The 6,414-nt window shown below is 73.0% G+C and carries 3 protein-coding genes; 1 reads left to right on the forward strand and 2 read right to left on the reverse strand.

Features of this window, described 5'->3' with window-relative positions:
- Positions 1-48 precede the first annotated feature (48 nt).
- A complete protein-coding gene (locus ACFWXO_RS23660) occupies positions 49-3,201 on the forward strand; it encodes a hypothetical protein (protein ID WP_380525721.1) in 3,153 nt (1,050 codons plus the stop codon).
- 156 nt (positions 3,202-3,357) lie between these two features.
- Here ACFWXO_RS23660 and ACFWXO_RS23665 read toward each other — a convergent pair whose 3' ends face one another.
- Both ACFWXO_RS23665 and ACFWXO_RS23670 read right to left on the reverse strand, forming a co-directional pair.
- Positions 3,358-3,840, reverse strand: coding sequence for an NUDIX hydrolase (locus ACFWXO_RS23665; RefSeq protein ID WP_380525684.1), 483 nt, complete (start codon positions 3,838-3,840; stop codon positions 3,358-3,360).
- A gap of 142 nt (positions 3,841-3,982) precedes the next feature.
- On the reverse strand, positions 3,983-6,157 hold the full coding sequence (locus ACFWXO_RS23670; RefSeq protein WP_380525685.1) for an NEW3 domain-containing protein: 2,175 nt from the start codon (positions 6,155-6,157) through the stop codon (positions 3,983-3,985).
- Positions 6,158-6,414: the final 257 nt, after the last annotated feature.

The following is a 6,414-nucleotide window of genomic DNA, read 5'->3' on the forward strand; positions in this document are numbered from 1 at the left end:
TCGCCGCAGGCGAATCTGTCGGTGTCGAAGGTTCTGTTGACGAATCCGGTGGTTCCGGGGCAGCAGATCCAGTGGCGGGTGAGCGTGACGAACAATGGTCCTTCGCGGGCGCGGAACGTGGTCGTGACCGACCGGATTCCCGACGGGGTGCTGAACGCGTCGATGAGTGCGCAGGACGGTACGGCGTGCTCGATCGCGAACGGTACGGCGACCTGTCCGGCGGTGGAGATTGCGGCCGGTGGCACAGTGACCTGGACGCTCACCGGGACGCTGGCGCCGGACGCGACGGTGACGCCGACGAACACGGCGGTGGTGACGGGCGGTCCGGATCCGACGGCGACCGCGCACACGGCGGTGGCGTCTCCCACCAACTCGCCGTCGCCGCAGGCGAATCTGTCGGTGTCGAAGGTTCTGTTGACGAATCCGGTGGTTCCGGGGCAGCAGATCCAGTGGCGGGTGAGCGTGACGAACAACGGGCCGTCGCGAGCGCGCAACGTCGTCGTGACCGACCAGGTGCCGGCCGGGGTGTCGAACGCGTCCATGGCGGCGCAGGACGGTACTGCCTGCCCGGTCTCGGGTGGTGTGGCGACGTGTCCGGCGGTGGAGATCCCGGCCGGTGGCACGGTGACCTGGACGCTTACCGGGACGCTGGATGCCAATGCCACGGTGACGCCGATCAACTCGGTCACCGTGACGGGTGGTCCGGACCCGAGTACGCCGACCCACACGGCGGTGGCTTCGCCGTCGAACTCGCCGTCGCCGCAGGCGAATCTGTCGGTGTCGAAGGTGTTGCTGACGAACCCGGTGGTGCCGGGTCAGCAGATCCAGTGGCGGGTGAGCGTGACGAACAATGGTCCTTCGCGAGCCCGGAACGTCGTCGTCACCGATCAGGTGCCGGCCGGGGTGTCGAATGCGTCGATGGCGGCGCAGGACGGTACCGCCTGCCCGATCGCGAACGGGACGGCGACCTGCCCGGCCGTCGAGATCCCGGCCGGTGGCACGGTGACCTGGACGCTCACCGGGACACTGGACGCCGACGCCACCGTCACACCGACCAACTCGGTCACCGTCACGGGCGGGCCCGACCCGAGCACGCCCGTGCACACCGCCACCGCCTCGCCCAGCGGCACTCCCGAGCCGCAGGCCCGGTTGTCGGTGTCGAAGGTGCTGCTGACCGACCCGGCGGTTCCGGGCCGGCAGATCCAGTGGCAGGTCAGTGTGACGAACGACGGTCCTTCGCGGGCGCGGAACGTGGTCGTGACCGATCAGGTGCCGGCCGGGGTGCTGAACGCCTCGATGGCGGCGCAGGACGGTACGGCGTGCCCGATCGCGAACGGGACGGCGACCTGCCCGGCCGTCGAGATCCCGGTCGGCGGGCTGCTGACCTGGACCCTGACCGGCACGCTCGACCCCGCCGCCACGGTGACGCCGACCAACACGGCCCTCGTCACCGGAGGCCCGGACCCGAGCACCGTCACCCACACCGCGGTGGCCAGTCCCTCGACCGGGCCGGTGGCCGAGGCACGCCTGTCGGTCGCCAAGGTGCTGGTCACCGACCCGGTGGTGCCCGGACAGCGGATCGAGTGGCAGGTGACCGTCACCAACCTGGGGCCGTCCGTCGCTCGTGACGTGGTGGTCACCGACCGGGTGCCGGACGGGGTGTTGAACGCGTCGATGACGGCGGACGACGGTACCGCCTGCCCGATCGCGAACGGGACGGTGACCTGTCCGGCCGTCGGGATCGCCGTCGGCGCCACCCGGACCTGGACCCTGACCGGCACGCTGGACGCCGGTGCCACCGTCACGCCGGTCAACACGGCGACCGTGACCGGCGGGCCCGACCCGGGGACGCCGACCCACACGGCGGTCGCCTCGCCGAGCTCCTCGCCGTCGGCGCAGGCCCGGCTGACCGTCGCCAAGGTCCTCGTCACCAACCCGGTGGTGCCCGGGGCGCCGATCGAGTGGCAGGTGACCGTGACCAACGACGGCCCCTCCACGGCGCGCGGTGTCGGGGTGACGGACCGGGTGCCCGCCGGGGTGAGCGGCGCCTCGATGACCGGGCCCGGCGGTGCGAGCTGCACCGTCGCGGACGGGACGGCGACCTGCCCGGCGGTGGAGATCCCGGTCGGGCGGACGCTGACCTGGACCCTGCGCGGCACGCTCGACCCGGCCGCGACCGTCACGCCCACCAACACGGTCACCGTGACCGGTGGGCCCGACCCGGGTACGCCGACCCACACGGCGGTCGCCTCGCCGAGCTCTTCGCCCTCGGGGCAGGCCCGGCTGACCGTCGCCAAGGTGCTGCTGACCTCCCCGGTCGTCGCCGGGCAGCAGATCCGGTGGCGGGTCACCGTGACCAACGACGGGCCCTCGGTGGCCCGCAACGTGGTCGTCACGGACGAGGTGCCCGCCGGCGTGAACGACGCGTCGATGACGGCCGACGCCGACGGGACGCCGTGCCCCGTCGCGAACGGGACGGCGACCTGTCCGGCGGTGGAGATCCCGGTCGGTGCGACGCTGTCCTGGACGCTGACCGGCACGCTGGACCCGAACGCCACGGCCGTTCCGGTCAACACGGTGGTGGTGACGGGCGGCCCGGATCCGAGCGCGACCGCGCACACGGCGGTGGCGACGCCGACCGAGCCGATCACGGTCCAGCACGACCTGCTGCTCAGCAAGCAGGCGAGCCCGGCGAACCCGAAGGCCGGTGACACCGTGACGTACACGGTCACCGCGACCAACCGGGCCAGCGGCACGTACCTCGGGGCCGTCGTCACCGACGACCTCTCCGGGGTGCTGGACGGCGCGGTGTACGACGCCGACGCCCGTGCCAGCAGCGGACGGACGGCCTACGCGGCGCCGCGGCTGACCTGGACGCTGGACCTCCTGCCGGGGGCGACGGAGACGCTCAGCTACACCGTCACCGTGAAGCCGGACGCGGGCGGCAGGGCGCTGGTCAACCGGCTGACCGCCGACGGGTCCAACTGCTCGGGCGGCAACGGGGCCCGCCGGGCGGTGGCGGGCAACTGCTCGACCACCACCACCGTCCGGAACACGCCCAGCCCGAGCCCGACCAGCAAGCCGCCGCTGCCGCCCACCGGGAGCGGGAACCCGTTCGCGGCGCTGCTGGCGACGGTGGTGTTCCTGGTGGTCGGTGGCAGCCTGATCGCGGCCCGCCGCGACCGCCGCTCCCGCCGCTGACCCGCGGTGACCGTGGGGGGGGGGGGGGTGGGGGAGGCCCCCCACCCCCCGCGAGAGCCAGCGAGGGGGAGAGGGTCAGAAGGAGTGTAACACGACACGGCGCCGGCGGGGGGCGGGGGCGCCGGCCCCCGCCCCCCCCCCCCCGCCGGCCCGGGTTCACTCCTCGGTGGCCCGGCAGTCGAAGCTGAGGAACACCGGCGCGGCGTGATCGCGCAGGGCCGGGAGCAGGGCGGCCAGGTAGTCCGGCACGAGCCTCACCGAGCCGAGGTCGTGCAGATCGATCCAGCGGAACTGCAACTGGGCCTCCCTGCTGCTGATCCCGGGCCGGCCGGCGGTGCCGGGGAGCCTGGGTTCGACGAGGAAGTAGAAGCAGACGTCGTGGTGGAGTTCGCCCCGGTCGTCCCGGAAGAAGCTGTCCGCCACGACGGCGAGCCTGCCGCACCGCACGGCGACGCCGGTCTCCTCCAGGAACTCCCGTTCGCAGGCGGTGGTGAGGGACTCGCCGGGCTCCAGGCCGCCGCCGGGCACGCCCCAGAGCTCGATGTCGGCGAGGCTTTCCATGAGCACGGCGTGGTCGCGGAACCAGAGGCCGGCCGAGCGGATCCGGGCGGGGGTGGTCTCGGCGGCGGTCTCGGGCACGGTGCGGTTCCTGGGGGTGGCGGATGGGGTGGGGCCGTCAGCGTAACCCGGCCCGCGGGGGTGGGTTCCCGCGGGCCGGGTGGGGCGGGCCGGAGTCGGTCGGGGCCGGTCGGTGACGGTTTCGGCGGTCAGGGTTGGAGGGTCAGGGCTGGACGGTCAGGGCGAAGACGTGGAGCGCGGGGGCGTCGGGGAGGGTGATGGAGCGGATCGTCCGGCCGGGTGTCAGGGGGACGGTGTTGGTGAAGACGCCGTAGGTGGTGCCGTAGTTGGCCGGGCCGGTGGGGGTGTTGCGGTGGTCGGTGGTGAAGGCGGTCTTCGCGCCGTAGGCGTCGGTGGGGGAGCAGCACCAGTTGGGGAAGCCGAGTTGGCCGGTGCTGGTGGTGCCGTCGGTGTAGGTGACGGTGACCGTGCCGGCGGTGAAGCCGGCTTCGGCGCCGAGGAAGCCCAGCGCGGTGCCCTGGCCGGTGAGGGTGATCTGCTGGCCGGCGGCGGACACGTTGTCGGCGGTGCCCGGGGCCGAGGACGGCCAGGTGAAGTCGAGGCCGTTGGCGCTGATGGTGGCGCCCGGGGTGGCGCCGGCGGCGGCCAGGGCCTGGGTCGAGTAACTGTCCCCGTTGCCGTCGAAGTTGCCGGGGGCGGGGGCGCTCTCGGAGGTGGTGCCGACGTTGTCGAACGCGGCCGCCAGCGAGGGGTAGGGCACGGTCTGCACGATCGTCCGGTCGCCGCTGACCGTGTCGACGGCCGTCGGCCGGGCCCGGTAGCTCGCGGTGGCGGTGATGGCCGTGACCGTCGTCCCGGGGGTGCCCTGCGGGCCGTGCACCGTCACGGTGGCCGAGGCCGTTCCGCCCGGTTCGACGCGGGGCAGGGCGGTGGTCGCGGGGGTGACGGTCCAGCCGGCGGGGGCGGTGACCCGCAGCCGGGTGTCGTTCAGCGGGACGGCGCCGTGGTCGGCCAGGGTGATCCGGTACGTCCCGGGGGCCTCCGCCGTGCTGATGTCCTGCCAGGTGAGGGCGGTCGCGGGGGCCGCGCCGCGGGTGGCGCCGGGGTGGACGCGGTAGAGCACGGTGGCGTGCGGCGGCACGTCCGCTGAGATCACGCCGGTCGTCCCGGTGACCTGCTTGGTCACCAGGTCGTGGAGGGCGTAGCCGGTGGCGGAGGGCAGGCCGGCCCGGGCGGCGGTGGTGGTGATGGTCTGCGCGGTGTCGGAGGAGTTGAACAGGGCGACCGCACGGTCCCCGCCGGCCAGCGGCTTGCTGAGCACGTCGTAGCCGGTGTCGTGCTGGACGACCTTGCCCTGGACGCCGAGCCGGTCCTGGTCGACGGCGATGACGTCCTCGTTGCCGAGCACGGCCAGCGCGGCGGGGGAGAGGTGGGTGAGGTCGGTGCTGGAGATCAGCGGCGCGGCCATCATCGCCCACAGCGAGGTCTGGCTCTGGATCTCGTCCTGGCTGAGGCCGGAGTCGCCGGCGAGCAGGAAGTCGGGGTCGTTCCAGCGCCCCGGTCGTTGCAGCGCGGGCAGGCCGACGTTGTAGCCGTAGTTGTCCTTGATCGAGGCCCACTTCTCGCGGCCGGGGGCCTGGCCGAGGGCGATGTCGGCGCCCTCCCGCCACAGGTTGCCGAGTTGGGCGGACCAGCGGATCACCGACTCCCAGTTCGCCGCGCCCTGGAAGTAGGCGGGGGCGGAGATCGAGAAGACGATCGGGCGGTGGGTGTTGAGCAGGGCCGTGCTCATCGCGGTGTAGGTGTCGCGGTAGCTCTGTTCCTCGGTCTCGCCGGGCTTGGTGGGGACGTTGCAGCCGTCGAGCTTGACGTAGTCGACCTCCCAGGACGCGAACAGGTCGGCGTCCTGCTGCCAGTGGTCGAGCGAGCCGGGGTAGCCGCCGCAGGTGCTGGTCCCGGCGTCCTCGTAGATGCCGAACTTGAGCCCGAGCTGGTGGAGTTGGCGCCCGACGTAGGCCATGCCGTCCGGGAAGAGGGCAGGGTCGGCGACCAGGGCGCCCTTGGCGTCGCGCTGTCGGGACATCCAGCAGTCGTCGATGGTGACGGTGTCGTAGCCCTTCTTCGCCAGCCCGGTGGTGACCAGGGCGTGGGCGTTGTCGAGGATCGTCTTCTCGTCGATCCCGCACTGATAGTAGGACCAGTCGTTCCAGCCCATCGGCGGGGTGGGGGCGTAGTCGGGGTACTGGGCGGCGGCGCCCGGCGGGGCGGGTGCGGCGGCGGCCGCGGGGAGGGCCAGCAGCGTTCCGGTGGACGCTGCGGCGAGCGTCGTGCAGCAGGCGACGGCGGCACGGAGCCACCGGGGGAGGGGAGTTGACACGCTTCGACCTCACGGGATCTTCGGGGTCAGGGCATGGTGAACGGCGTTGCCTCGGCGGGATCAGTTGTACGGGGCTCTGCTCAGTTCTGACAAGAGCACGGCAGGAACAATCAGGATCGAGCAGATCTGAGGGGGTTCGGAGCAGGGGCGTGCAGAGCGGCGGGTGGACGGACGGCGAAGTGGGCGGGGGGCCCGCCCGCGTAGATAAAGAATCCGGCGCCGCCCAAACTCGCGGGGGGGGGGGTCGAGGTCCGCGC

The sequence above is a fragment of the Kitasatospora sp. NPDC059088 genome, assembly GCF_042738155.1.
In the GTDB taxonomy this organism is placed as follows: Bacteria; Actinomycetota; Actinomycetes; order Streptomycetales; family Streptomycetaceae; genus Kitasatospora.